Source organism: Pantoea sp. 1.19 (assembly GCF_001922585.1).
Lineage (GTDB): Bacteria > Pseudomonadota > Gammaproteobacteria > Enterobacterales > Enterobacteriaceae > 1-19.
Genome location: NZ_MRBS01000006.1, coordinates 108,676 through 132,666, shown reverse-complemented (window position 1 = coordinate 132,666; position 23,991 = coordinate 108,676). Strand labels below are relative to the sequence as shown.

Here is a 23,991-nt window from a genome sequence, read left to right as displayed (position 1 = left end):
CCATGCGAATAATTGTATATGGCAGTTTGCGCCGCAAGCAGGGAAACAGCCACTGGATGACCAACGCCCAGTGGCTGGGTGATCACACCATTAACGGATACGAACTCTACGATTTGGGGCTCTATCCGGGCGTTATTGTGGGAGAAGGGCAGGTGCAGTGTGAGGTCTATCGCATTGATGCCGGTACGCTGGGCGAGCTGGATGCGCTGCGCACCAAGGGGGGGGAATACAAACGCCACCTGGTGCACACGCCTTACGGCAGTGCCTGGCTTTATCTGTACCAGCGATCTGTCACCGGTAAGCCGCGTATTGACAGCGGTGACTGGGTCAGTCGCTAACGGCCTTGCCGCAGAGTAACAGCAATCAACCCGCTGGAAACGGCGGGTTTTTTATGCCCGCAGCGAAAAAGCCCAGCGAATTTGCCGGCGGCGGGGGAATGCGTCGGCCGCGGCGTAAAAGTAGGGGCCACAGAGAAGCGGTTTGCCATCGGATGAATGCGCGCCGGCGGAAATAGCTGCGCGGTGGTCGGTCAGGATAAAAAAAAGGCCGACGTCGCGTCGGCCTGATGCAGAAACAGCGCTTACTTCTGCTGAGCGCGCTCAAAAGAGGAGAGGATCTCCGCTTTGGCCGCTGCGGCGTCGTCCCAGCCATCCACTTTCACCCACTTGCCTTTTTCCAGCGCTTTATACTGCTCGAAGAAGTGGGTGATCTGCGCGCGCAGCAGTTCCGGCAGGTCGTTCACATCCTGGATGTGATCGTACTCTTTGGACAGCTTGGTGTGCGGCACGGCCACCAGTTTGGCATCTTCGCCTGATTCGTCGGTCATCTTCAGTACGCCCACCGGACGGCAGCGGATCACGGAGCCCGGCTGCAGCGGATACGGGGTCGGTACCAGCACGTCCACCGGGTCACCGTCCAGTGACAGGGTGTTATTGATGTAACCATAGTTGCACGGGTAAAACATCGCGGTGGCCATAAAGCGATCGACGAACAGCGCGCCGGTGTCTTTATCCACTTCATATTTGATCGGGTCGGCATTGGCCGGGATTTCGATCACTACGTAGATGTCTTCTGGCAGATCTTTACCCGCCGGAACCTGATTTAAACCCATGATGCATTCCTTCAATCGTTAACGGTGCAAGTGGCGGTCATTATAGCCAGGTGCGTCCGCCGATGTCCTGCCCTTTTTCCGCTTTCAGACTGCGTCCAATGCCGCTAAATCCTGCGGGTTAGCGGTCCGCGGCGGGCGGTGACGCTACTCCTGCGCTTGCAGGCTGCGCAGCATCAGCGTCTGATTTTTGTTCAGCATCAGCAGCTGTACAGCCTGTGAGACGCTGGCCAGCGTTCCCTGATCAAAGCGCGCGCGGCTGGCCGTCATCCACGCGTCACGATAGCTCAGCCAGCGCCGCTGAGCCTCCCGCAGTGTTCGCTGTCGCGCCGGCTCGCCGCGGGCCAGCGCCTGCTGATAAGCCTGATTCATCGCCGCATCCCAGCCGGTAATTGCCGCCTGATAACAGGCGTTCATCTGTTGAGTAGTATTTGCGGTGTTCAGACAGCCGTTCAGCGTGCGATCCAGCGCATCCTCCTGCGCCTGCGCCTGCGCCTGCGCCGCCAGCGGCAGCGTCAGCAGCAGCGCCGCCGTCATCATTCTTATTCTGTGCATGATCCTCTCCCGTTCCGGTGTGCTATGTCGCCAGCCTGACGCAGGGCGCCGCCGGCGTCAATCACCCGACGGCGGCGAAAAAGATAAAGAAGTGCGCCATGTCTGCCGATATGACGCAGGCGAAACGTTTCGCTTTTGATGACATATGCATTTGCACAGGGAAAAAATATGCTAAATCGCCTTTCTATACGGACGGGATTGCTGGCGCTGCTGCTACTGATGACGCTGATGCTGCTGGTGGTGAGCGTGATGGGGATTATCGCTATTGATAAGGGCAATCAGGCCCTGAACGCCGTCAACCGCATTCAGGCTATTGAGCTAAACAGTTTGTACGTTAGCAACAGCGGGCTGCTACGCACCCGTGCTACCGCGGCGCTGGTGGTGCGCAAGCTGGAGATTGGCCTGCCCGATGAGGCGCGTCAGCATACGCGGCGCGCGGCCAGCTATGTGGCGCTGTCTGAGCAGCAGTTGAAGCGTTTTATTGCCGCCGGAACCGTGACCCGGCGCGGGGAAGTGCTGGCGGAGCGGGTAGTGAAAACCTATCACGCCTATCTGCAGCAGGGGATTGCTCCGCTGATGGCGGCGATTGACGCGCAGAATACCGATGCCTACTACGCGCTGCTGGAAGGCAACATTAGCCAGCTGGCGGCACACTATGGCGATGCAGTCAGCGCTTTCGCCGGCTATGCCAATGAGGTGACCCGGCAGCAGATGGCGCAGGCGATGAAAAATCAGCAGTACCTGACCTGGCTGATAATCGCCTGCGGCGCTATGACTCTGATGCTGATGGCGCTGTCGTGGCTCCTGCTGCGTCAGATGCTGCTACGGCCGCTGCAGCGCACCCTGAGCCATCTGCAGGGGATTGCCGGTGGTGATTTAACCCAGCCGCTGCCGCCGGCGGGGCGCAACGAATTTGGGCGCCTGGCGGCGGCGCTGGAGCAGATGCAGCAGGGATTGATTGCGTCGGTAAGCCGGGTGCGCGATGCCAGCCTGCAAATTGACACCGGCAGCCGCGAGCTGGCTTCCGGCAACCGGCACTTATCACAGCGCACCGAAGAGTCTGCCGCCTCGCTGGAGCAGACCGCCGCCAGCATGGAACAGATCACCGCCACGGTGCGGCGCAACGCCGATAACGCCCGGCAGGCACATCAGCTGGCGCAGAACGTGTCGGAGACCGCCGATCGCGGCAGTGAAGTGGTCTGCTACGTCATGGAGAAGATGCAGGCCATTACCGACAGCGCCCGCCGGATTGCCGATATCCTCAGCGTCATCGACGGCATTGCGTTTCAAACCAACATCCTGGCGCTGAACGCCTCGGTGGAAGCCGCCCGCGCGGGCGAGCAGGGACGCGGGTTTGCGGTGGTGGCCAGCGAAGTGCGCAATCTGGCCCAGCGTAGCGCCAGCGCGGCTAAAGAGATCCGCACGCTGATTGCCCAGTCGCAGGGGCGGGTCAGTGAGGGCACCGAAATGGCGCTGCAAGCCGGGGAGACCATGGACGCTATCTCCGCTGAGATCACGCAGGTCACCACGCTGATGCGGGAGATTTCGCTGGCCTCGCAGGAGCAGCGTAACGGCATTGAGCAGGTCAATCAGGCGGTGACGCAGATGGACGAGGTGGCGCAGCAGAATGCCGCGCTGGTGGAGCAGGCCACGGCCGCCACCCGCTCGCTGGAAGATCAGTCGCAGCAGCTGCTGGCCAGCATGGCGGCTTTCCGCCTGCAGCGCTGAGCCCGGAGGCGTCGCCGGCCGCGGATCCCGTTCGGGGGGAGCCCGGTACGGGCCGGCGCCGCTATCTGAAACAGGGCCGGTGATCCCGGCCCTGAACGGATCGCCGAGGCGGGGGATTACTGATCCGGATACTCGCGCAGGAAGCGCTCGACGTCGTTCACCATCTCTTCATTGCCGACAAAGAACGGACAACGTTCGTGCAGGGCGGTCGGCTCCAGATCCAGAATGCGGTTAACGCCGTCGCTGGCCTTGCCGCCGGCCTGCTCGGCCAGATAGGCCATCGGGTTGCACTCATAAAGCAGGCGCAGTTTGCCCTTCGGGTGGCTGGCGGTGCTGGGATAGAGGTAGATGCCGCCCTTCAACAGGTTGCGGTGGAAGTCGGCCACCAGCGACCCAATATAGCGCGTGGTGTAGGGACGGTGGGTGGCTTTATCCTCTTCCTGACAGAACTTCAGGTACTTCTTCACCCCTCTCGGGAAGCGAATATAGTTGCCTTCATTGATGGAGTAGGTGTAGCCGTGCGACGGAAAGCGCATCTGCTCCTGGCTCAGGCAGAACACGCCCAGCGAAGGATCGTAGGTGAAGGCGTGTACGCCGCAGCCGGTGGTATAGACCAGCATGGTCGATGAGCCGTACACCACATAACCGGCGGCGACCTGACGATTGCCCGGCTGCAGGAAGTCCTCTTCGGTCACCGGCGTGCCGGCTGGGGTGACGCGGCGGTAGATGGAGAAAATGGTGCCGACTGAGACGTTAACGTCGATGTTGGAGGAGCCGTCGAGCGGATCCATCAGCACGACGTATTTGCCGTTTTCCACCCCTTCAAAAATGACGATTTCGTCCTCTTCTTCCGAAGCAATGCCGGCAACCAGACCGCGGGCCTTCAGCGCCGCCTTCAGCTTTTCGTTAGCGAACAGGTCGAGCTTCATCTGCTGCTCACCCTGCACGTTTTCCGCGCCGCTGGCGCCGAGAATATCGACCAGGCCCGCTTTGTTAATGTCGCGGTGAATAATTTTGGCGCCGAGTTTGATGGCTGACAGCAGGGCGGTCAGCTCACCGGTGGCGTGTGGAAAGTCGTGTTGCTTTTCGACGATAAATTCGCCCAATGTTTTCATAACACAATCCCAAAAGATTTGCGGTAGGAGGAGGTAAGCGTCTTAACAGTTATGACATCTGTAACACAGTTTAACGAAATGACCGCCAAAGACCTATAGGTTAAATCCGTTTCTTCCCACTCTTCCCGGCGGTACACTGTGCGCCGATTCTTGCTGATGTGGAAAAGTTATGCATATTCATATTCTCGGCATCTGTGGCACCTTTATGGGCGGCCTGGCCGCGCTGGCCCGCTCACTGGGCCATCAGGTGACCGGCTCGGACGCCAATGTCTATCCGCCGATGAGCACGCTACTCGAAGCGCAAGGGATTGCGCTGATTGAGGGCTACGATCCCGCCCAGCTCGATCCGGCACCGGATCTGGTTATCATCGGTAACGCGATGAGCCGCGGTAATCCCTGCGTTGAGGCCGTGCTGGAGCGCAATATTCCCTACGTCTCCGGACCGCAGTGGCTGCATGACTTCGTGCTGCGCGACCGCTGGGTTATTGCGGTGGCCGGTACGCATGGCAAAACCACCACCGCCGGCATGGCCGCGTGGATCCTGCAGGCGTGCGGCTATGAGCCGGGCTTTGTCATAGGCGGCGTGCCGGGTAATTTTGCCGTCTCCGCTACGCTGGGCAACAGTCCGTTCTTCGTCATTGAAGCCGATGAATATGACAGCGCCTTTTTTGATAAGCGCTCCAAGTTTGTTCACTACTGCCCGCGAACGCTGATCCTCAATAACCTCGAGTTCGATCACGCCGATATTTTTGACGATTTGCGCGCCATTCAGCGCCAGTTCCACCATCTGATTCGCATCGTGCCGGGACAGGGACGGATCCTGCTGCCGGAGCAGGATGCCAATCTGAAGCAGGTACTGGCGATGGGCTGCTGGAGCGAGCGCGAGTCAACCGGAGAGCATGGCCGCTGGCAGGCGAAAAAGCGTAGTCAGGATGCGTCACACTGGGAAGTGTGGCTGGACGGCGAGCGCGTCGCCGAGGTGAACTGGTCGCTGGTTGGCGAACACAATATGCACAATGGTCTGATGGCGATTGCCGCTGCCCGCCACGTCGGTGTGAAGCCGGAGGATGCCGGCCGGGCGCTGAATGACTTTATCAACGCCCGCCGCCGCCTTGAGCTGCGCGGCACGGTCAATGACATCAGCGTCTACGACGATTTTGCCCACCATCCGACTGCTATCCACGCTACGCTACAGGCGCTGCGCGGTAAAGTAGGCGGTTCGGCGCGCATTCTGGCGGTGCTGGAGCCGCGCTCCAACACCATGAAAATGGGCATCAGTAAAGACGATCTGGCGCCGTCGCTGGCCCGCGCTGACCGGGTGTATCTCTACCAGCCAAAGCATATCCCCTGGCAGGTGTCGGACGTGGCGGACGCCTGTATGCAGCCCGCCAGCTGGAGCGCCGACGTGGACACGCTGGTAGAGGCGATAGCGAAAGAAGCGCAGCCCGGAGACACCATTCTGGTGATGAGCAATGGCGGCTTTGAGGGGATCCACCAGAAGCTGCTGGCGCGGCTGGCCCGCTAAGCATCAAGCCGGGGCGGCCGCCGCCGCCCCAGAGCCGGCGTTACGCTTCGGCCAGTTCGCGCAGATACTGGAAGATCTGACGGGCAGATTTCGGTGGCTTATTGCCCGCTTTCTCTTTCTGCGCATTGCGGATCATGCTGCGCAGCTGCTGGCGATCGGCGTCCGGATACAGTGCCAGCACCTCCGGCATCGCCTCGTCACCCTGTTCAATCAGGCGGTCGCGCAGCTGCTCCAGCTTATGAAACAGCGCCACCTGCTGGTTATGACGGTTTTTCAGCTTATCCAGCGCCTGGCGGATCGGTTCTACGTCGCGGTTGCGCAGCAGCTTGCCGATCAGTTGGATCTGGCGGCGGCGCCCCTCTTTCTTGATCTTTTGCGCCAGCTCAATGGCGGCACGCAGCTCTTCATCCAGCGGCAGCTTGTCGAGGGAGTTCTTCCCCAAATCGACCATCTCATTGCCGAGGCGCTTCAGCTCTTCCGCATCGCGTTTAATTTCACTTTTACTGACCCAGATAATCTCTTCATCTTCTTCATCCTGATTATCGGGTACGTCATCGAGCCACTCGTCGGGCTGCCTGGTCATGTTTGGCTCCTTAAAAAAAGAGGCTAATGCTATCAGGTTACGGGGGACGACGAAATTGTTCTCAGATCCTGTTAGACTCAAAATATCACTTTCCTCCCAACAGTATGGCAAATGAATGAAAGTACACTCTCAGGTTGCAGAGCAGCGTAAGGTACTGACCGAGGCGGTATCCCTCGCGCTGGAGCTGGCTAACGCACGCACCGACGGCGCCGAAGTGGCGGTCAGTAAAACGACCGGTCTCAGCGTCAGCACCCGCTATGGTGAGGTGGAAAACGTCGAATTTAACAGCGATGGTGCGCTCGGCATCACCGTCTATCACCAGCAGCGTAAAGGCAGCGCCTCCTCCACCGATCTCAGCCCGCAAGCCATTCAGCGCACCGTGCAGGCGGCAATCGATATTGCGCGCTACACGTCAGAAGATCCTTTCGCCGGCGTGGCCGATCGCGAACTGCTGGCCTGGGAGGCGCCGGATCTGGACCTGTTTCACCCCTGCGATCTGGATGCCGAGCGCGGGATCGCACTGGCGGCGCGCGCCGAACAGGCGGCGCTGCAGGCGGATCCGCGCATCAGCAACACCGAAGGCGGCAGCTTCAACAGCCACGTCGGGATCAAAGTATTCGGCAACAGCCACGGCATGCTGCAGAGCTACTGCTCCAGTCGCCACTCGCTCTCCAGCTGCGTGATTGCCGAAGTCGATGGCGAAATGGAGCGCGACTACGCCTACACGCTGGGACGCGCCTTTGAGGACTTGCACAGCCCGGAGTGGGTGGGCGCCGAATGTGCCCGCCGCACGCTGTCGCGGCTGTCGCCGCGTAAGCTGCCGACCATGAAAGCGCCGGTGCTGTTCGCGCCGGAGGTGGCGACCGGCCTCTTCGGCCATCTGGTGGGCGCCATTAGCGGCAGCAGCGTGTATCGCAAGTCGACTTTTCTGCTGGACGCGCTGGGCCGCGAGATTTTTCCGTCGTGGCTCAGCATTCAGGAGCAGCCACATCTGCTGAAGGGGCTCGCCTCGACGCCGTTTGACAGCGAAGGGGTGCGCACGCAGCCGCGCGACATCATCACAGACGGCGTGCTGCAGGGCTGGCTGATGACCAGCTACAGCGCGCGCAAGCTCGGTCTGCACAGTACCGGCCACGCCGGCGGCATCCATAACTGGCGTATCCGAGGTCAGGGCGAGAGTTTTGATCAGCTGCTGAAGCGCATGGGCAAAGGGCTGGTGGTCACCGAGCTGATGGGGCAGGGCGTGAGCGCCATGACCGGCGACTACTCGCGCGGTGCGGCGGGCTTTTGGGTTGAAAACGGTGAGATTCAGTTCCCGGTCAGCGAAGTGACTATTGCCGGTAACCTGAAAGAGATGTGGCGTAATATCGTCACTGTCGGCGATGATATCGAAACCCGCAGTAATATCCAGTGCGGGTCGGTGCTGCTGCCCGAAATGCACATTGCCGGACAATAAATGCGTCATGATGTTAATTCAGTTGGGCGGCCGTTTGAACCGCCCCGTCCCCCCCGAGAAGGAAGCTGAGCATGCGTAAATCGATAGTGTCGTTGTTAGCCGTAGCCTTACTCTCCGCCGGTGGCGCCGCCTCTGCGGCCTCGCTGGAAAAAGACATGAAAGACATGGGTGCCATCTACTCATCGCTGGACAAAGCGAAAAGCGGTGAGGAGATGCACAAGATGCTGACCGATCTGCGGGCTAAAGCGCAGGATGCGAAAAAAGGCACTCCGGACAAGCTGGTAGGCAAGGCGCCCGACAGCCCGGAGATCAAAGGCTACCATCAGGGGATTGACGATCTGATTGCGCAGATCGACAAAACCGACGCGCTGGCTAAAGCGGGCAAGCTGGATGAGGCCAAAGCGGAAGCGAAAAAACTGGCGGACATTCGTAACGTAAATCACCAGAAATTCCGGTAATTGTCGGTGTAATACCGCGCCATTTTCTGCGATACCCCTGCTCTGCAGGGGTATTTTTTTGCCCCGCCAGTCTTCCACTTTGTGCGCCCGATCGCCTTGGGTAATGTGGGTTAAGTCCGGTTCGGGATATGATGGGGCGACTTTTACCACCTAAAATACAGGGATGTAGTATGGCAATGACCGGTGATAACACGTGTGTCACCAGCCTCAGACCGACGTATAAGACCGTAACATGTGGAAAGCAGAAGCTTTACTGGCTGGAGCTGCAGTTTGTGGACGAGAACAACCAGCCGGTATCCGGGCTGAAGGTGCAGCTGGAATACCATCCGCTGGCGACCGCGGCGGAGCTGGCGCTGTGGGCCAGGGGCGGCCATACCCGGTTTGACCCCACGTCGCCGCCGAATCCGCCTGCCGGCGTCACCGACAGCCAGGGCGTGGTGCGGTTCGACGACCTGTACTGGCTAGCGGTTGACGTGAAAACGGACGGGCAGCAGCTGGCCGACGAGATGGAAAAGCGCCCGCTGAGCCTGCGGCGCAACCCGAACAGCCAGCCGGTGAGCGGAAACGCCTTTCGCCGTGAGACGCGGGACAGGATCTGGCGTACGGACGTGCAGGAGAAAGCGGAGGCTTCTGGCTATCACCATCACTATGTGACTATCGGCGAGCTGTGCGATCGGCTGCCGGAGATCGAGGACTGGACTGAGCCGGAGCCGCCGGTGTTCCATTTTCCGCCGGGGAAGGCGCTGAAAGGGACGGAAATCACGCGGGATGCGCTGGAGCAACGTCACGTGATAGAAATCTGCCCGTTCCGGGCGTGGGTGCTGGCGCTGCACGACACAAAAGAGTATGACCTGGCGAACGCACTGAACCTGGGCATTATGGCCGATCTGGCGTATGCAGAAGAGTTTTTACCCGACAAGGGCGCCCACCTTATCTCGTATTTTTTTGAGCAGAAATGTCAGGATCTTTCCTGTCTCCCGCAGTTTGCGGAATACCCGAATTATTTTCATACGCTGGCGGTGGACGTGCCGTTCCGGGAGCGGTACCTGAAACAGATGTATCTGAACACGGCCCATCCGGGGAGGGATGAAAATCCGGAGGGGGACTCGCGGCTGTTCACGGTGGAGTGCGGAGCGCATGTCCTGGTGGCGTGGTGCGGGACGGCCAGCGGGCTGAATGTCGTGACGGATTTTTCCTTTGCGCCGAAGCGCTGTCCGGCAGAGCTGGGCGGAATGGGGAATGTGCACGGCGGTTTTCTGGATGCTTATCAGCTAATGAATGGTAAGTACCGGGACAAGATTGATGCAGTGAGGGGGGGCTTAGTAAAGAGGGGTAAACCTTTATTCATCAGTGGTCACAGTCTGGGCGGGGCGCTGGCGTTGCTGTACGCCGCCGAGATGAAAACCTTTAACCCTGTCCTGTACACCTACGGAATGCCACGAACGTTCAGCCGTCTGGCGGGGTACCTTCTTAGGGATATCACTCATTACCGTCACGTCAATGATAACGACTTAGTGCCACAGATACCGCCGGAGGTGGATCTGGACAGCGAGCTTTACGAGAAGCTGGGGTGGCTGGGTGACAAACTGGGCTTTGACTGGCTGGCAACATCGGCCATCGGTCTTTTACCGCGAACCTTCGGGGGGAATGCGGGCGTGGATATGGGTATTACGCAGGAAAGAGATCCGTACTGGCATCACGGAAAAACGGTTCTGTTTTTACGTGCAGAACAGAGCGTCATGAAGTCCGGTGATAGAAATACGCTGTGGATAGGGGGCGGAACGGTAAGCTACACGGAGAAAGCGTCGGTCAAACTGTATCTTGTCCCTTCCCTGAATGAAGAATGCCTGAAATCCACGGGAGAGCATCAGGCGGCGTTTATACAATGTCTGGCTCCGGGAGAGCTGGAGAAGCGTTTTCCCCAGAGAGAAAATGTGGCCTCAGCGGGCTTATTCACCAAACCCCTGAATCATTTTATGGCGAGTAAGTACCTTCCCTATATTCACAATCAGTTGCTGGAACTGGCCGACACGACGCGGAAAATGGACAGAAAAGCCATGCGAACCCTGTTCCGGGAGGCTGTAGAACAAAAGGCAAACTTCAGCAACCCAGATGAAGTTGAACGTAACCGCGAGTTTCTGGCGCTTCAGGACATGCTGCCAGTGGCGCTGAGGCTGACACAGGCAGAGGAAACCGGAAAAAATGCCCTGCTACGCTTTGCGGCAGTCACGGAGGAAGAAGTTGAACTTCCTAACTAAAAAGCGCGTCATGCTTCTCATTTTTCTGGTTCCGGTTCTTCTGTACATTGGATACGAACTGTCTCTGACACGGAAACTTTCACCGCCCGCCGACTCTGAGCTGCTCACCGTGTCTTTCCGTGTGCCGGAAGGCGTCACGCTTTTGCCGCTGGGAGGGCTCTATACGTCATCGGAATGTACTAATACAAACTTTACCGCCGGGGGCCACACCTATCAGGCAGATGCTACTACGGGAGTTTCCCTGCCCTTTGTCAGCCAGGGGGCGGCAAATATTATGTCGGTCAGTATCGCTAAAGACGGCGGTGGGCGTTGCCGGTGGCAGCTGAGTTCTGTGGGAGTGGGGTTCCGGGTGTCAGATGATAATCCTCTGGTTAAGGGGAAAGAGGTTATTGAGACCAGTTATGACTTTGACTTATTAGGGAATGGAAACTGTGGTGGTGTCTTTGGTGTGAAGCAGGTAAACGCGGCTGGCGGTGATCTGGATATAAAAACGGATTTTTTCCCGATGATATATATCAGACATATTCCTCGTAATAGGACGACCGTAGAACTTTTTGGGGGGGATACGGATTATGAAAAATGGAGCCGTTGTTATCGGTTGTCTGATACCGAGAATATATCAATTAATCCGATAGTACATTTTGGCAAGGTGGTTACCCTTGAGGAACCGAATAATCTGCATGGGGATTTTACTGTAATTTATCCTGACGGAAGTCGCGGCATTCCACTGAATATATCCCCTGACTATAACAAGTTGCTGTCAATGAAATAGGCGATACATGTACCGAATAAAAAAGGATCTTCTTGAGATCCTTTTTATTGGGCGTAATCTCCGGTTCTGTAAACGAAAAAACCACCCGCTAAGTTGGTTTTTTCGAAGGTTAAGCCAGCTTGCAGATTGCTTAACCGGGTAACTGTCTTGTGCTGGACGAATCACCAAAACTGTCCTTCCAGTGTAGCCGCACTCAGGCCACCACTTCAAAAACGCTCATATCTCAATCCACCTTTTCAGTTACCAGTGGCTGCTGCCAGTGGCGTTTTTTCGTGTATTTCCGGGTTGGACTCAAGTGAACAGTTACCGGAACAGGCGCGCTGTCGGACTGAACGGAGGGGCGTGCATACAGCCCAGCTTGGAGCAAGCGACCTACACCGGGCCGGGATGCCAGCCGCGTGAGCGATGAGAAAGCGTCACCCTTCCGAAGGAAAAAAGGGGGAATAGTAACGCTTTTCCACTTTCCAGCGGAAAAAGTCCTGCTCCACACGTCATCGCCTGCCCGTTAGGGTAGATCCATCGGCCACCAGGGTCGCGGAGTAACGGGACGACAGGCACGATGAGCGACAGCAACGACGCGCAGCAGCGGGCGGCAGACGCGCTGGCAGCAGAGAAACTGGCACAGCTTCTTCAGCTGTATGCCGCCCACCAGATTGTGCCGGATGCCGTACAGCGTCAGATGCTGGTCTCGCACGTCCGGGCGATGGCGTGGCGCTCGCTAACCGGCGAACCGCTGCCGGCGGTTGAGGCCGACCTGTTCGACGACATTTCCGCCGGGAGCCTGGCGCTGGCGCAGCAGGGCGTCGATCTGTTCGGCAACCTGCCGCCGCAAGAGGCCTGGCTGCTCTCGGTGCACATTGAAGTGGCAAAAGCCAACACCGATTCAACCCGCTAAGGAGAGACAGCATGATAACCGTAGTGATTGGCGATCGTTTGGGCAAAGGGCAGAAAGTGGCGGCCGGGGTAGAAAAGGCCGGTGGTCGCGCCATCGTTGTACCGGGCGTCGCGGCGGACATGAAGCTCGGGGAGGTGATGCACGCCGAACAGGCGGATTTTGGCATCTCATTTTGCGGCAGCGGCGGTGCCGGTGCGATCACCGCGCAAACCCGGTATGGCTATCGGGCAAAACACGGCATGCGCTCGGTGGAGGAGGGCGTCACCGCCATCAACGAAGGCGCGCAGGTGCTGGGCTTTGGCTTTATGGACAAGGAAGAGCTGGGCGAGCGACTGGTAAAGGCGTGGACTAACAAACACGGTGGATAACCATGAAAGAGACCTTGACCACCACGGTGACGGTCAGCGGTCGCGGCGATAGCAAAGCCGCCGCCATGGCCAGCGCCCTGAGTCGCGTACAGAGCACGCTGCTGCGCAGTAGTCAGCACATCCTGCTGCGTATTGAGCCGCAGGACGTCAGGGTGCTGCGCGCCGATGCGCACGTTCGCCGCGAAAAATTTCTGTTCTTCTTTCTCGCGCGCACGCGCTGCCGCTACGCCGTCGAGCTGGCGGTCACGGTGAACGTCACCCGCCTGGACTGCGAGGCGGTGATATTTACGCCCGTCTGGCGGTCATCTGCTGCGGCTACGGATAAGGAAAGAGAATGTTCTTAATCATTTTGCTCAAATCGTTAGTGATAGGCGCGCTGGTGGGCGTTGGCGTGGGCGCCGGAGCGGCCCGCATGTTCCATGCGCCGACCTGTCAGGGCATGGGGGCGTTCCGCACGTTGGGTGAGCTGAACGCCTGCGAAGGGGATCCGGCCTCGCATTTCTCCTTCGGACTGGGTTTTTTCTTTAATGCCTGGGCCTCGTCGGTGGCGGCCGGCGCCTTCACCCAGGATGTGGATCACCGCATTATCCCCCACTGGGGGGCGGCGGCGCTGATGATCAACCACCGCAGCGTCGGGGCCACGCTGCACAATCCTAAAAAAATGGCCTTCACCTGCGGTCTGATCGGCATGGTGGTAGTGGCGTTCCTCAATTCGACCGCTTCCGCGGTGCCGGCCGCACTGCAAATTACCGCGGTGAAGGTGCTGGTACCGGCTGCCAATCTGCTGGTGACCATCGTGATGCCGGTGATCTTCTGGCTGGCGGCCATCGATGCCGGCAAGAAGGCGGGCTTCTGGGCCACTATCTTTGGCGGTCTCGCGCAGCTGATCATGGGCAACGCCGTGCCCGGACTGGTGCTGGGGATCCTGATTGGTAAAGGCGTGGAGGAGAGTGGCTGGCATAAGGTCACCACCGTGATGATGTTCGCCATCGTCACGCTGTTTCTGCTCAGCGCGTTCTTCCGCGGTTTTGACATGCACATGCTGGCAGCGTTTCGCCTCGGCGTGCCGGGCTGGCTGGAACAGCTGCACAGCGTTCTGGGCGGCAAATAACGGGGGCATTGATGGAAGACAAGAAAGGATTTTGGTACGCCGACGGGGCGTTCCCGATCTTGGTGGGCCTGCTCTCATCGGGCGTATTTGCCGGCACGCACATGTACTACCTGTACGGCATCGGGGCGTTTAATGAAGTGGCGTTTGTGTCGATGTTGCGGGCGGGGATGGACACCGGTGCCTGGGGAGCGGTGGCGGCCTTTGGCGCCAGCTTCCTGTTTGCCCGCATCATTGAAGGCTCGCTGGTCGGCATCCTCGATATTGGCGGGGCGATCCAGACCGGCGTTGGACTCGGCGTGCCGGCGCTGCTGCTGGGAGCCGGCGTGGTCTTTCCGGTTGCCAACTTCATGGCCGCCCTGCTCACCGGACTGGGGGTGGGGCTGGCCATTGGCTACCTGATCATCTTTGCCCGCAAGTTCACTATCAGTGACAGCAACAGTACCTGGGGCGCCGACGTGATGATGGGCGCCGGTAATGCATCGGGCCGCTTCCTCGGGCCGCTGATCATTCTGTCGGCGATGGGCGCTGCGATCCCGATCGGCGTGGGATCGCTGATCGGATCGCTGCTGTTCTATCTGTGGGGTAAGCCGATCACCGGCGGTGCGATCCTTGGAGCGATGATCCTCGGTGCGCTATTCCCGGTGGCGATCGGCTAAGGAGGTACCGTGTACGATCTGATCTTGCGTCGGGCACGTCTGCCCGATGACACGCTGACCGACATTGCCGTCAGCGAGGGCAAAATTGCCGCTATCGGCACGCTGTGCGGCGCAGCGAAGCAAGAACGGGTACTGGCGGAGGGGGTGTACCTCAGCGCGGGCTGGATTGATGCTCACGTGCACTGCTACGCCCGTTCGCCGATCTATCACGATGAGCCCGATCGCCTTGGCGTCGACGCTGGCGTCACCACCGTGGTGGATGCCGGCAGCACCGGCGCCGATGACATTGATGATTTCTGGCGGCGGACCCGTCAGGCAACCACGCGCGTGCAGGCGCTGTTAAACATTGCCCGCAGCGGCATGGCGACGCAACACGAACTGGCGGATCTGACGCAGATTGACGCGCCGGCGGCGCTGGCGGCGCTGCGTCGCCACGCCGGATTCGCGGTGGGGCTAAAAGCCCGCATGAGCGGCAGCGTGGTGGGCGAAAACGGTATTACCCCGCTGTATCTGGCCAGGTCGCTGCAGCAGGCGGCAGGCGGTCTGCCGCTGATGGTGCACATCGGCAATGCGCCGCCCGATTTGGATGAGATTGCCGACCTGCTCGAGGCTGGCGATATACTGACCCACTGCTACCACGGTAAACCCAACCGCATCCTGACCGCGGCGGGTGCGCTAAGGGAGTCGGTACGGCGCGCGCTGGCGCGCGGGGTACTGCTGGACGTCGGACACGGTAGTGCCAGCTTCAGCTTTACCGTGGCCCGGGCGGCGATCGCCTGCGGGATCCTGCCGCACACCATCAGCTCTGATATTTATTGTCGCAACCGGCTGCACGGCCCGGTGTACACCCTGGCTCACGTGATGTCGACGTTTCTCAGTCTCGGCATGACGCTGGTACAGGTCATCGCCTGTGTGACCGAGCGGGCAGCCGCTGCGCTGCGGCTGAGCGATCGCGGCGTGCTGATCCCCGGCGCCCAGGCCGACTTTACGCTGTTCAGCCTGCGCCGGCAGCCGCTTCCGCTGCGGGACGCTGAGGGACTGACGCTCACCGGCGATCGCCATCTTATCCCGCTGGCGGCGCTGATCGCCGGGCGGTGTTACCTGACGGAAGAGGGGAGAAACAGCGATGTCTTTGTATGAAAAATATGGCCTGAAGCCGGTCATTAACGCCGCCGGGCGGATGACCGTGCTCGGCGTGTCCACGCCGGGCCCTGAAGTGATTGCGGCGGTGGATGACGGCCTCGCGCACTATTTTGACATCGGCGACCTGGTGGATAAAACCGGGGCTTACATCGCCGGTCTGGTGGGCGCCGAGGCGGCGGTGGTGGTTTCCTGCGCCTCCGCGGGGCTGGCGCAGGCGGTGGCGGCGCTGATTGTGCGCGATGATGGCTGGCTGCGCGATAATTTGCACGCCGCGCCGCTGCGGGTGCCGCACCATATCGTGTTGCCGAAAGGGCACAACGTCCATTACGGCGCTCCGATCGCCACCATGGTACGGTTGGGCGGTGGCCGGGTGGTGGAAGCCGGCTATGCCAATGAGTGCACACCGGCGCAGCTGGCGGCGGCGCTAGACGATCGCTGTGCGGCAGTGCTGTATGTGAAATCCCATCACTGCGTGCAAAAAAGCCACCTCAGCGTGGCGCAGGCGGCAGAGGTGGCGCATCAGCACGATCTCCCGCTGATCGTTGATGCGGCGGCGGAAGAGGACCTGCGGGCCTATCTGCAGGCCGGGGCCGATCTGGTGATCTACAGCGGGGCGAAAGCGATCGCCGGGCCGACCAGCGGTTTGGTGCTTGGCAAGGCGCAGTATATCGCCTGGCTGAAGCAGCAGAGCAGTGGCATCGGGCGGGCGATGAAGGTGGGAAAAGAGAGCATTCTCGGTTTGACCCAGGCGATTGAACACTACCTGACGCAGCCGGGAATCAGCGGCGCACAGATGGTAGAGAAAATGACGCCGTTTATCGCCAGTCTGAATGCGCTCAGCGGCATCAGTGCGCGTGTCGTCTGGGACACCGCCGGGCGCGATATTGCCCGGGCGGAAATTCACGTTGATGAAACCCTCGCCGGTCTTACCGCCGGCGACCTGGTCCAGGCGCTGAAAACCGGCCCGGTGGCCATCTATTTTCGCGGATACAAAGCCAATGAAGGCATCATTGAAGCCGATGTACGCAGCGTCAGCGCGGCGCAGCTGGTGACGATCGCGGATGCGATTCGTACGCGGCTCGAGGAGAAAACAGCATGAGACTCACCCCGGATTTTTATCGCGATCGCGTCTGTCTGAACGTGCTGGCCGGATCGGTCGCCAACGCCCGCGCGGTATGGCAGGCGGCGGAAGGACACGTGCTGGTTGGCCTGCTGTCAACGCACTATCCCGACGTGGCAACGGCGGTGGCCGCCATGCGCACCTACGCGGCGGCGCTCGGGAATGCCATTTCGGTAGGGCTGGGTGCCGGCGATCCCCGGCAGTCGGCGAAGGTCAGCGCTATCGCCGCCGCGCTGCAGCCGCAGCACGTGAATCAGGTGTTTTCCGGGGTGGGTTCCAGCCGGGCGCAGCTGGGACAACGCCAGACGGTGGTTAACGGCCTGATCTCGCCAACCGGACGTCCTGGCTGGGTCAATATTGCTACCGGCCCGCTCAGCGCGCAGCAGCCGGCGGCGGTGGTGCCGGTGGAGACGGCGATTGCGCTGCTAAAGGAGATGGGCGGCAGCTCGGTTAAATATTTTCCCATGGGCGGCCTGAAGCATCTGGCGGAGTTCCGCGCCGTTGCCGCTGCCTGCGCAGCGCAGGATTTCTGGCTGGAGCCAACCGGCGGTATCGATTTGACCAACTACGAACCCCTGCTGGCCACCGCGCTGGAAGCGGGCGTCAGCCGCGTTATTCCGCACGTCTACAGTGCGATCGTCGATCCGGCCACCGGCGACACCCGTCCGCAGGACGTGACGAGGCTGCTGGCGCTGACGCGCAGGCTGGTGGGCTAGTGGTCCCGGCCGGCATTCACCTGTCTGACTGCGACGAGGCCCGCCGTGAGATTTCCCCATCCCCGTCTGGCGCGGGTATTCCGCGCCCTGCAAAGTGAAACGCTACCGCAGGACGAGCTGGCGCGGCGCTTTGCCGTCTCCACCCGGACGGTACGCACCGACATCACCGCCCTGAACGCCCTGCTGATCGACCGGGGCGTACAGCTGGTGTTGGTGCGCGGTGCAGGCTACCGGCTAAGCGTGACCGATGACGCGCGCTATCAGCAGCTGTTGGCGGTAGCGCCGGTGCCGCTGCGGGTGCCGCGCAGCAGCCGTGAGCGCGTCCGGGCGCTGCTGGCACGCTTCCTTACCGTCGCTTACGCGCTCAAGCTGGAAGCGATCGCCGACGAATGGTTTATCAGCCGCACCACGCTGCAGGGGGATATGGCGGACGTGCGCGACTGGGCGGCTCGCTATCAACTTAGCATCGAAACCCGTCCGCGCTATGGCATGAAGCTGTTTGGCTGTGAGAGGGCGATCCGCCACTGCCTGGTCGATTTACTGTGCCAGAACGGCTCGCACGACGGTGAGCCTGTGCTGCCGGGTCAGCCAGCGCTCCCCGGGCTGGACATATTACCGGCCGCCGCGCTGCTTCGACAGGTGCTCAAAGAGCATCAGATCCGCGTCAGCGATGAAAGTGCCGGCTGGCTAAGCCACTATGTCGCTGTGACGCGTTATCGTCTGAGCGAAGGGTACCCACTTGGGGAGTTCAGTGTCGAAGAGATGGCCCCGGACGTGCAGCGGGCCGCCGCGGCAATCGTCGCGCAGCTGCAGCGCTGGCTGGACAGGCCGCTGGCGCGCAGCGAAACGCGGCTGCTGGGGATAAATATTGCCGCGCGCCGCAGTGCCGGACTGGCCGCCAGCGATATCAATGCTGACGACGGTGATGCGCTGGTGAGCCGGCTGCTCAATTACATCAACCAGCACTTTCGCTACGATTTGCGCCGCGATGCGCAGCTGCGCGCCGATCTGCTCACCCACGTGAAAACCATGATTACCCGGGTACGTTATCAGATAGCGATGCCCAATCCGCTGCTGGCGAACATCAAGCAGCATTATCCGATGGCCTGGGACGTTACCCTTGCGGCAGTCTCTGACTGGAGCAAATACGCCCCGTGGCAGATCAGTGAAGATGAAATCGGGTTTCTGGTACTGCACATCGGCGTCGGGCTGGAGCGTCACTATCAGGTCGGTTATCAGCGCCGGCCGCGGGGGCTGCTGGTGTGCGATGCCGGCACCTCAACCGCGCGCCTGATTGAAGCCACACTGCGGCGCCACTATCCGCAGCTGGAGATTGCCGCAGTGCTGTCACAGCGTGACTACGACGAGCGCCAGCCGGGTGAGGAAGATTTTATTGTCTCCACCGTTCGCCTGGCGGAGACGGCGCGGCCGGTGGTGGTGATCGCGCCTTTCCCGACCGCCTATCAGCTGGAGCAGATCGGCAAGCTGGTGCTGGTGGATCGCACCCGCCCCTCGCTGCTGGAAAAATATTTTGATGCGGCCCATTTTCGCGTCATCGACCCGCCGATCTCACGCCGCGCGCTGTTCGCACAGCTGTGTCAGCAGCTGCGCGAAGAGGGCCACGTGGAAGACGATTTTTACGCGTCGGTGGAGGAGCGGGAAGCGATCGTCAGCACGCTGCTCGGGGAGGGCATTGCCCTGCCGCACGCGCTGGGGCTGAAGGCGCATAAAACCGTGGTCTATACGGTACTGGTGCCGCAGGGGATGGTCTGGGGCGACGGGCGTGCCTCGGTGATTTTTCTGCTGGCGATCAGCAAGCGGGATTATGAAGAGGCGATGGGGATCTACGAGCTGTTCGTCACGTTTTTACGCGAGCGGGCCACCGCCCGCCTGCGCGACTGCCGCGACTTTAGCCACTTTATGCGCGTCGCCCGCGCCTGTCTGCAGCGGCCGTAGCCGCGAAAGACCGGGGCGCGAAGGCCCCGGTATCGGCGGTTATTTCACCGGTGTAAACGCGGTGGTCACGTGTTTCACGCCGCTGACCCGGCTGGCGATATCGGCCGCCGCTTTGCCCTCAGCATCGGTCACCAGGCCCATCAGGAACACCTCGCCGTTTTCGGTGGTGACCTTCACGCTGGAGGATTTGACCTGATCGCTGCCCAACAGCTGCGAGCGCACTTTGGTGGTGATCCACGCATCCGATGAGGTGGTACCAAAGGTGGCCTTTGGTCCCTGGCGGATCTCGTTATACACCTCGGTGGCACCCTCCACGCCCATCGCAATCTGCTTCGCCCGCTGCGCCAGTTCGCTATTTGGCGTCTGGCCGGTGAGCAGCACTTTGCCCTGATACGCGGTGGCAATCACCCGCGCGTCGGTTTTAATCTGGTTGTCCTTTGCCAGCGCGTTGCTGACGCGCAGTTCCAGCGTGCCGTCGTCAACCTGGGTGCCGACGGTGCGGGGATCGGTGGCGGTCTTGGTGGCCACGGCGGCGCTGCCGACGACGGCGGCCACGCAGCCCTGCAGTAACAGTGCCGCACTCAGTACGGCGATAGCGGATAAGCCCTTCATCGGTTCTCCTTTAGTCATCCTGGTGAGGAAAAAGCGTATTGTCGATTAAATCGCACAGGCAGTTGACGGTCAGCATATGCATCTCCTGGATGCGCGCGCTGCGGTGAGAGGGGATGCGAATTTCCACGTCCTGTGGACCGAGCAGTCCTGCCAGCTCACCGCCGTCGTGGCCGGTCAGGGCGATAATATTCATGTCGCGGGTCACGGCCGCTTCAACCGCTTTCACAATCTCGCGGCTGTTGCCGCGGGTGGAAATGGCCAGCAGGACATCGCCGTTATGGCCCAGTGCCCGGACCTGCTTTGCATAAATTTCATCATGCAGCCGATCGTTACCGATCGCCGTCAGCAAAATGCTGTCGGCGCTGAGCGCAATGGCGGGCAGGCTCGGACGCTCGGTCTCAAACCGGTTGATCATGCTGGCGGCGAAGTGCTGCGCGTTGGCCGCCGAGGTGCCATTACCGCAGCACAGGATTTTATTGCCGTTCAGCAGTGACTGCACCATGGTCATGGCGGCACGGGAAATGGCATCCGGCAGCGCCTCAGCGGCTGCAATCTGGGTCTGGATGCTCTCGGTAAAACAGACTTTGATTCTTTCCTGCACGATAGACTCGCTTAGACTCCTGCATTAAAGGCATCGGGAAACCAGCTAATCTGGTCCCCGGTGATGGCCACCACGTCAAAGCGACAGGCCTCCGCGTGGAGATCGCGCTGCTGACTCAGCAGCCAGTGCGTGGCGGCGTTGATCACCCGTCGCTGCTTGCGGCGAGTAACACTGGCGGCGGCGTCGCCGTATCGGGCGCTGCGGCGGAAGCGAACTTCCACAAAGATCCAACCCTGCGCGTCGCGCATCACTAAATCCACTTCGCCGCCGCGGCACGCGACGTTGGCGGCAATAAAGCGCAGTCCCTGCCGCTCCAGGTAGCAGCGGGCGAGGCGTTCATGCGCCTCGCCCAGCGCCCGGCGGTCTAGTTGACCGGAACGATCTGTCCCTGTTGATACTGGTTCCATGATAACTTCCTGTTAATCATGCAGTTTTGATCGGTAGTGAGCGTGCCGGTTTCGCCCTTCAGCTGATAACCCGGCAGCTGACGTACCTCGCTAAAATGGCTGGCCAACTGCCAGGCATCGGCGCCCATGGCGTACAGGCGCACCAGCGAATAGTCGTGGTTAAACTGGCCCGCCACCTGCTGCATCAGCGCCGGATTACCGCCGCTGAGCAGTGGGATATCGCTGTACTGAATCCCTTCCATCTCCAGACGGAAGTCCGGACCGGCGCCGGCCTGCGCACTGCGCGAGCTGGCATACAGCGCCACGTTGCTGCGGCTGCCCGCGCGCATGGTGATCATCGGTTTAATCAGCGCCAGCTCCGACTGGGTCGCCACAATATAAGCGCTATCAAGCCCGCCGCCGGTGCTGCTGGCGGTCGGCTCACTCTGCGGGGCCGGAATGCTCAGGCCGGCAATGGCAATGCTCTGCGGCGGCGGTGCCGCCACCGGCGTACCGCTCAGGCTAATACCGGCGCCGCTGTTAATGTTTTGCTTCAGTTCGCCGGTAGAGCCGAAGCGCTGCTGCAGCACGGTGCTGCCGCCCAGCTCGCTCCACTTGCCGGCAAAGGCGCTGGCGACGCGATCGCCAAGGTCGTTGCGCGGCAGCAGCAGCAGCGGGCTGCGTTTACCCTGGTCCCACATATGTTGCGCTGCATCGCGCGCTTCGTCTTCAGGAGACAGCGCAAAATAGCAAAGATTCGGATGGTTCTGCATGTGCGCCGGCGTGTTCAGCGCCAGCACGTTCAGCGGCGTCTGGCTGGCGGCAACGCCGTCCACTTGATTTTTCAACAGCGGGCCGACCACCAGGGTGGCACCGTCGCGCTGGGCCTGCGCCAGTAGCTGATCGATCGGCTGCGCGCTGGAATCATACACGCGGATCTCCGCGCTGCTGGCGGCCGGGGTCGGTGCGGGAGCAGGCGCCGCGGCCGGAGTCGCTTCGGCCGAGGGACTCACTACCGCATCAGCCTCGCTCGCCGGGGCGGATTCGCTGGCCGGCGTGGTTTCCGGGGCGCTGAGCAGGCCGTTTTTGGCGTCGTTAAAGCCCTGTTGGATGGCTTTACCAAAATTTTGTGCCTGACCGTTCAGCGGCAGCAGCAGCGCAATGCGCCCGGTCGAGGCCGGCTGCATGTTCTGTAACTGATCGAGGGCCGAGGGCAGGGTTTTCGCCCCCGGATTCTGCGGGTAGCGAGTCTGCCAGTCGCTGATGGCGGTTTTTAAACGATCCGCGTCGCTACGTTGAGTGCTGTACACGTTCAGCAGATCCAGCCAGCCCTGCAGGGTATTTTCATCGGCGTTAATCACCAGGCTTTGCAGCTGCGCCGGCGTCAGCTGGGTCAGGGTTTGCCAGGTGGTATCGATATTTTTCTGATGCGCCTCCCCGGTCAGCAGCGGCTCTTGTGCTATCAGCGCCCGCAGCAGCGCCAGCGAAGGCTGCCCCTGCAGCGCGGTGATTTGCAGCTGGTAGTAGCGCGCTTTTTGCGCGTCAGACAGCAGGGCCACATCGATCTCCTTCAGCTGCGCCTGCGCCTGCCGGGCGGCATTTTGCGCCAGCAGCAGCTGGGCGACCAGCAGGTCACGTTCGCGGCTTTGCGGCGCATTCAGCTGGCCGGGCAGGGCATCCAGCTGGGCTTTGGCGGCATCAGTCTTTCCTTCGTTCAGCAGTGCACGAATGGCAAGTAATTGCCAGTCAGCCTTGTTATCATCTGCGCTTTGCTGCAGCTGCTGCAGGTAATAATCGGATGACCTGGACGCCGCGCCCTGAATGTCAACGGGCGACGTCCGGGTGCCGGTGCCGGTACAGCCGGCGAAAAGAATAGCGGCCAACAGCAGGGGCAAACGGCGTCCTGCTTTGGTAACAACGACTGATGAAGGAAGCATACTGTATCCAGTGATGTTTTTTTCAAGATGCTCAATATTAAATCGGCAATGCGGATCAAACAATGAAACAACACGATCGGGCGGAGATTTCTGCCAGCACGCTCTATATCGTTCCCACTCCGATAGGCAATCTGGGCGATATCACCCAGCGCGCCTTGTCGGTGCTGGAGGGCGTCGATCTGGTCGCTGCGGAAGATACACGTCATACCGGCCTGTTGCTACAACATTTCGCCATCCATGCGCGGCTGTTCGCCCTTCACGATCACAATGAACAGCAGAAAGCCGAGGTGCTGTTAGCGAGGCTGCAGGCCGGCGACAGCATCGCGCTGGTCTCCGACGCGGGGACGCCGCTGATTAACGATCCCGGCTATCATCTGGTGCGCCGCTGCCGCGAGGCAGGCATTCGCGTGGTCCCGCTGCCCGGCCCCTGCGCCGCGATCGCCGCCCTCAGCGCCGCCGGGCTGCCCTCCGATCGTTTTTGTTACGAAGGGTTTCTTCCGGCCAAAAGTAAAGGCCGCTGCGACGTCCTGCGGGCGCTGGAAAACGAACCGCGCACGCTGATTTTTTATGAGTCCACCCATCGCCTGCTGGACAGCCTGCAGGATATGGTCAGCGTCTGGGGGGCATCGCGCTATGTGGTGCTGGCGCGGGAGCTGACCAAAACCTGGGAAAGCCTTCACGGTGCGCCAGTCGGGGAGCTGCTGGCTTGGGTGCGGGAGGATGAAAACCGCCGTAAAGGCGAGATGGTGCTCATTGTTGAGGGCGCCAGCCAGCAGGATGAGGCGCTGCCGCCGGAAGCGCTGCGCACGCTGGCGCTGCTGCAGGCGGAACTGCCGCTTAAGCGCGCGGCGGCGCTGGCAGCAGAGATCCATGGGGTGAAGAAGAACGCGCTGTATAAGTACGCGCTGGAGCAGCAGGGGGAGTAAGCCCCT

At 60.7% G+C, this 23,991-nt stretch carries 25 protein-coding genes; 17 read left to right on the top strand and 8 right to left on the bottom strand.

Annotated elements, in window-relative coordinates:
• Window positions 1-2 precede the first annotated feature (2 nt).
• On the top strand, window positions 3-338 hold the full coding sequence (locus BS626_RS12465) for a gamma-glutamylcyclotransferase (protein ID WP_075182729.1): 336 nt from the start codon (window positions 3-5) through the stop codon (window positions 336-338).
• A 242-nt stretch (window positions 339-580) separates the two neighbouring features.
• On the opposite strand, the gene ppa is transcribed toward BS626_RS12465, so the two are convergent.
• Together ppa and BS626_RS12455 are read right to left on the bottom strand one after the other, a co-directional pair.
• Window positions 581-1,111, bottom strand: coding sequence for an inorganic diphosphatase (gene ppa, locus BS626_RS12460; RefSeq protein ID WP_075182728.1), 531 nt, complete (start codon window positions 1,109-1,111; stop codon window positions 581-583).
• Window positions 1,112-1,255: 144 nt separating this feature from the next.
• Window positions 1,256-1,663 (bottom strand): lysozyme inhibitor LprI family protein, encoded by a 408-nt coding sequence (locus BS626_RS12455; protein WP_083615961.1) that lies wholly within the window; start codon window positions 1,661-1,663, stop codon window positions 1,256-1,258.
• Window positions 1,664-1,831: 168 nt separating this feature from the next.
• Between BS626_RS12455 and BS626_RS12450 the strand changes: the two genes are divergently transcribed.
• On the top strand, window positions 1,832-3,391 hold the full coding sequence (locus BS626_RS12450; RefSeq protein WP_075182727.1) for a methyl-accepting chemotaxis protein: 1,560 nt from the start codon (window positions 1,832-1,834) through the stop codon (window positions 3,389-3,391).
• A gap of 116 nt (window positions 3,392-3,507) precedes the next feature.
• Here BS626_RS12450 and fbp read toward each other — a convergent pair whose 3' ends face one another.
• Window positions 3,508-4,506, bottom strand: coding sequence for a class 1 fructose-bisphosphatase (gene fbp, locus BS626_RS12445; protein WP_075182726.1), 999 nt, complete (start codon window positions 4,504-4,506; stop codon window positions 3,508-3,510).
• Between the two features lie 169 nt (window positions 4,507-4,675).
• Here fbp and mpl point away from each other — a divergent pair, with 169 nt between their 5' ends.
• Entirely contained in the window at window positions 4,676-6,031 is a 1,356-nt protein-coding gene (mpl, locus tag BS626_RS12440; RefSeq protein ID WP_075182725.1) for a UDP-N-acetylmuramate:L-alanyl-gamma-D-glutamyl-meso-diaminopimelate ligase, read from the top strand.
• Window positions 6,032-6,071: 40 nt separating this feature from the next.
• On the opposite strand, the gene yjgA is transcribed toward mpl, so the two are convergent.
• The gene (yjgA, locus tag BS626_RS12435; protein ID WP_075182724.1) at window positions 6,072-6,614 is read right to left on the bottom strand and encodes a ribosome biogenesis factor YjgA; all 543 of its coding nucleotides are present in this window, start codon (window positions 6,612-6,614) and stop codon (window positions 6,072-6,074) included.
• A 115-nt stretch (window positions 6,615-6,729) separates the two neighbouring features.
• On the opposite strand from yjgA, the gene pmbA reads away from it, so the two are divergent.
• The 13 genes from pmbA (at window position 6,730) to BS626_RS12365 (ending at window position 19,523) form a co-directional block, all read left to right on the top strand.
• Window positions 6,730-8,070 (top strand): metalloprotease PmbA, encoded by a 1,341-nt coding sequence (pmbA, locus tag BS626_RS12430; RefSeq protein ID WP_075182723.1) that lies wholly within the window; start codon window positions 6,730-6,732, stop codon window positions 8,068-8,070.
• A 71-nt stretch (window positions 8,071-8,141) separates the two neighbouring features.
• Complete coding sequence (gene cybC, locus BS626_RS12425) at window positions 8,142-8,528, top strand: cytochrome b562 (RefSeq protein WP_075182722.1); 387 nt, start codon at window positions 8,142-8,144, stop codon at window positions 8,526-8,528.
• Window positions 8,529-8,698: 170 nt separating this feature from the next.
• Window positions 8,699-10,786, top strand: a complete 2,088-nt coding sequence (locus tag BS626_RS12420; protein WP_075182721.1) for a lipase family protein — start codon at window positions 8,699-8,701, stop codon at window positions 10,784-10,786.
• Entirely contained in the window at window positions 10,770-11,558 is a 789-nt protein-coding gene (locus BS626_RS12415; RefSeq protein ID WP_240494304.1) for a hypothetical protein, read from the top strand. Before BS626_RS12420 ends, BS626_RS12415 begins: the two co-directional genes overlap by 17 nt.
• 559 nt (window positions 11,559-12,117) lie before the next feature.
• Entirely contained in the window at window positions 12,118-12,453 is a 336-nt protein-coding gene (locus BS626_RS12405; protein WP_075182719.1) for a glycine dehydrogenase, read from the top strand.
• An 11-nt stretch (window positions 12,454-12,464) separates the two neighbouring features.
• Complete coding sequence (locus tag BS626_RS12400) at window positions 12,465-12,821, top strand: SFCGS family glycine-rich protein (RefSeq protein WP_075182718.1); 357 nt, start codon at window positions 12,465-12,467, stop codon at window positions 12,819-12,821.
• Window positions 12,822-12,823: 2 nt separating this feature from the next.
• Window positions 12,824-13,165 carry a DUF4312 family protein gene (locus BS626_RS12395; protein WP_075182717.1) on the top strand — a complete coding sequence of 114 codons (342 nt, stop codon included), beginning with the start codon at window positions 12,824-12,826 and terminating at the stop codon, window positions 13,163-13,165.
• The gene (locus tag BS626_RS12390) at window positions 13,156-13,932 is read left to right on the top strand and encodes a DUF4311 domain-containing protein (RefSeq protein ID WP_075182716.1); all 777 of its coding nucleotides are present in this window, start codon (window positions 13,156-13,158) and stop codon (window positions 13,930-13,932) included. Before BS626_RS12395 ends, BS626_RS12390 begins: the two co-directional genes overlap by 10 nt.
• Window positions 13,933-13,943: 11 nt before the next feature.
• A complete protein-coding gene (locus BS626_RS12385; protein WP_075182715.1) occupies window positions 13,944-14,588 on the top strand; it encodes a DUF4310 family protein in 645 nt (214 codons plus the stop codon).
• 9 nt (window positions 14,589-14,597) lie between these two features.
• Complete coding sequence (locus BS626_RS12380) at window positions 14,598-15,728, top strand: amidohydrolase/deacetylase family metallohydrolase (protein WP_075182714.1); 1,131 nt, start codon at window positions 14,598-14,600, stop codon at window positions 15,726-15,728.
• Window positions 15,715-16,830 carry a DgaE family pyridoxal phosphate-dependent ammonia lyase gene (locus BS626_RS12375; RefSeq protein ID WP_075182713.1) on the top strand — a complete coding sequence of 372 codons (1,116 nt, stop codon included), beginning with the start codon at window positions 15,715-15,717 and terminating at the stop codon, window positions 16,828-16,830. Before BS626_RS12380 ends, BS626_RS12375 begins: the two co-directional genes overlap by 14 nt.
• Window positions 16,827-17,567 carry a KDGP aldolase family protein gene (locus BS626_RS12370; RefSeq protein ID WP_075182712.1) on the top strand — a complete coding sequence of 247 codons (741 nt, stop codon included), beginning with the start codon at window positions 16,827-16,829 and terminating at the stop codon, window positions 17,565-17,567. Before BS626_RS12375 ends, BS626_RS12370 begins: the two co-directional genes overlap by 4 nt.
• Window positions 17,568-17,612: 45 nt before the next feature.
• Entirely contained in the window at window positions 17,613-19,523 is a 1,911-nt protein-coding gene (locus tag BS626_RS12365) for a transcription antiterminator (RefSeq protein ID WP_075182711.1), read from the top strand.
• 39 nt (window positions 19,524-19,562) lie between these two features.
• Here the strand turns inward: BS626_RS12365 and dolP are convergent, their stop codons facing one another.
• Genes dolP through BS626_RS12345 form a run of 4 tightly spaced genes read right to left on the bottom strand, consistent with a single transcriptional unit; the run spans window position 19,563 to window position 23,059 of the window.
• Complete coding sequence (gene dolP / locus BS626_RS12360) at window positions 19,563-20,135, bottom strand: division/outer membrane stress-associated lipid-binding lipoprotein (RefSeq protein WP_075182710.1); 573 nt, start codon at window positions 20,133-20,135, stop codon at window positions 19,563-19,565.
• A gap of 10 nt (window positions 20,136-20,145) precedes the next feature.
• Complete coding sequence (diaA, locus tag BS626_RS12355; RefSeq protein WP_075182709.1) at window positions 20,146-20,736, bottom strand: DnaA initiator-associating protein DiaA; 591 nt, start codon at window positions 20,734-20,736, stop codon at window positions 20,146-20,148.
• Between the two features lie 11 nt (window positions 20,737-20,747).
• Window positions 20,748-21,143: a YraN family protein gene (locus BS626_RS12350; RefSeq protein ID WP_075182708.1), complete on the bottom strand. Its 396-nt coding sequence runs from the start codon at window positions 21,141-21,143 to the stop codon at window positions 20,748-20,750.
• Entirely contained in the window at window positions 21,101-23,059 is a 1,959-nt protein-coding gene (locus BS626_RS12345) for a penicillin-binding protein activator (protein WP_075182707.1), read from the bottom strand. Before BS626_RS12345 ends, BS626_RS12350 begins: the two co-directional genes overlap by 43 nt.
• A 62-nt stretch (window positions 23,060-23,121) precedes the next feature.
• On the opposite strand from BS626_RS12345, the gene rsmI reads away from it, so the two are divergent.
• Window positions 23,122-23,985 (top strand): 16S rRNA (cytidine(1402)-2'-O)-methyltransferase, encoded by an 864-nt coding sequence (gene rsmI / locus BS626_RS12340; RefSeq protein ID WP_075182706.1) that lies wholly within the window; start codon window positions 23,122-23,124, stop codon window positions 23,983-23,985.
• Window positions 23,986-23,991 lie beyond the last annotated feature (6 nt).

Bases quoted from the DNA above. Each gene is read 5' to 3' on its own strand.
- BS626_RS12465 (WP_075182729.1), top strand. From the start codon at position 3: ATGCGAATAATTGTATATGGCAGTTTGCGCCGCAAGCAGGGAAACAGC.
- ppa (WP_075182728.1), bottom strand. From the start codon at position 1,111: ATGGGTTTAAATCAGGTTCCGGCGGGTAAAGATCTGCCAGAAGACATC.
- BS626_RS12455 (WP_083615961.1), bottom strand. From the start codon at position 1,663: ATGCACAGAATAAGAATGATGACGGCGGCGCTGCTGCTGACGCTGCCG.
- BS626_RS12450 (WP_075182727.1), top strand. From the start codon at position 1,832: ATGCTAAATCGCCTTTCTATACGGACGGGATTGCTGGCGCTGCTGCTA.
- fbp (WP_075182726.1), bottom strand. From the start codon at position 4,506: ATGAAAACATTGGGCGAATTTATCGTCGAAAAGCAACACGACTTTCCA.
- mpl (WP_075182725.1), top strand. From the start codon at position 4,676: ATGCATATTCATATTCTCGGCATCTGTGGCACCTTTATGGGCGGCCTG.
- yjgA (WP_075182724.1), bottom strand. From the start codon at position 6,614: ATGACCAGGCAGCCCGACGAGTGGCTCGATGACGTACCCGATAATCAG.
- pmbA (WP_075182723.1), top strand. From the start codon at position 6,730: ATGAAAGTACACTCTCAGGTTGCAGAGCAGCGTAAGGTACTGACCGAG.
- cybC (WP_075182722.1), top strand. From the start codon at position 8,142: ATGCGTAAATCGATAGTGTCGTTGTTAGCCGTAGCCTTACTCTCCGCC.
- BS626_RS12420 (WP_075182721.1), top strand. From the start codon at position 8,699: ATGGCAATGACCGGTGATAACACGTGTGTCACCAGCCTCAGACCGACG.
- BS626_RS12405 (WP_075182719.1), top strand. From the start codon at position 12,118: ATGAGCGACAGCAACGACGCGCAGCAGCGGGCGGCAGACGCGCTGGCA.
- BS626_RS12400 (WP_075182718.1), top strand. From the start codon at position 12,465: ATGATAACCGTAGTGATTGGCGATCGTTTGGGCAAAGGGCAGAAAGTG.
- BS626_RS12395 (WP_075182717.1), top strand. From the start codon at position 12,824: ATGAAAGAGACCTTGACCACCACGGTGACGGTCAGCGGTCGCGGCGAT.
- BS626_RS12390 (WP_075182716.1), top strand. From the start codon at position 13,156: ATGTTCTTAATCATTTTGCTCAAATCGTTAGTGATAGGCGCGCTGGTG.
- BS626_RS12385 (WP_075182715.1), top strand. From the start codon at position 13,944: ATGGAAGACAAGAAAGGATTTTGGTACGCCGACGGGGCGTTCCCGATC.
- BS626_RS12375 (WP_075182713.1), top strand. From the start codon at position 15,715: ATGTCTTTGTATGAAAAATATGGCCTGAAGCCGGTCATTAACGCCGCC.
- BS626_RS12370 (WP_075182712.1), top strand. From the start codon at position 16,827: ATGAGACTCACCCCGGATTTTTATCGCGATCGCGTCTGTCTGAACGTG.
- dolP (WP_075182710.1), bottom strand. From the start codon at position 20,135: ATGAAGGGCTTATCCGCTATCGCCGTACTGAGTGCGGCACTGTTACTG.
- BS626_RS12350 (WP_075182708.1), bottom strand. From the start codon at position 21,143: ATGGAACCAGTATCAACAGGGACAGATCGTTCCGGTCAACTAGACCGC.
- BS626_RS12345 (WP_075182707.1), bottom strand. From the start codon at position 23,059: ATGCTTCCTTCATCAGTCGTTGTTACCAAAGCAGGACGCCGTTTGCCC.
- rsmI (WP_075182706.1), top strand. From the start codon at position 23,122: ATGAAACAACACGATCGGGCGGAGATTTCTGCCAGCACGCTCTATATC.